Genomic DNA, 663 nt, shown 5'->3' with positions numbered 1-663 from the left:
CAGCGCGGTCTTGATGGACTGGAGATGAAATACTCACCTGGCGCCCCACGTCGATTGACCCCTGAGCAGGAAAAAGAGCTGGCTTTGATCATTGAACATCAGCTCCCCGTAGATGTGGGATTCGAAGCAAAATATAATTGGACGCTTGCGATAATCGCTGAACTCATTCAACAAAAGTGGGGGCCAACATACACGCTTCGCGGAACAAGTGACATTCTGCATCGGTTAGGGCTAAGCTATACGAAACCGACCTATACACTAGCCAATGCCGATGAAGAGAAACAAAAAGAATTCGTCGAAATCACCTTCCCTGAAGTAAAAAAAAACTGGTAGATGGGAACATCGCCCATGTCCTCTTTCAAGATGAGTCGATGATTCGTGATTACCAAGCGATTCAAAAAACATGGTTTGTCAAAGGAAAACAACGAATCATTCCGACGTTTGGAAAACATCAAGGGCTGAAGCTGATTGGCACGTTGAACTACGAAACAGGGGAAGTGTTTTGCATCGAAGAAGAACGCTATGACGCGGAAACATTTCTTCGATTTCTTCAACTTGTGTTAGAACGCTATCCCACAGGCAAAATAGTGATGATTTTAGATAACGCTCGAATTCACCATGCCAAACTCATTCAGCCATTTTTAAAAGAACACGAAGATCGGT

1 pseudogene is annotated in these 663 nt (G+C 44.2%); it reads left to right on the top strand.

Features of this window, described 5'->3' with window-relative positions:
- A pseudogene (locus M4I42_RS17065) lies at positions 1-663 on the top strand (IS630-like element ISBs2 family transposase); the annotation flags it as partial.

The sequence above is a fragment of the Anoxybacillus sp. J5B_2022 genome (assembly GCF_026847645.1).
In the GTDB taxonomy this organism is placed as follows: domain Bacteria; phylum Bacillota; class Bacilli; order Bacillales; family Anoxybacillaceae; genus Anoxybacteroides.
This window is presented reverse-complemented; position numbering and strand designations above follow the sequence as displayed.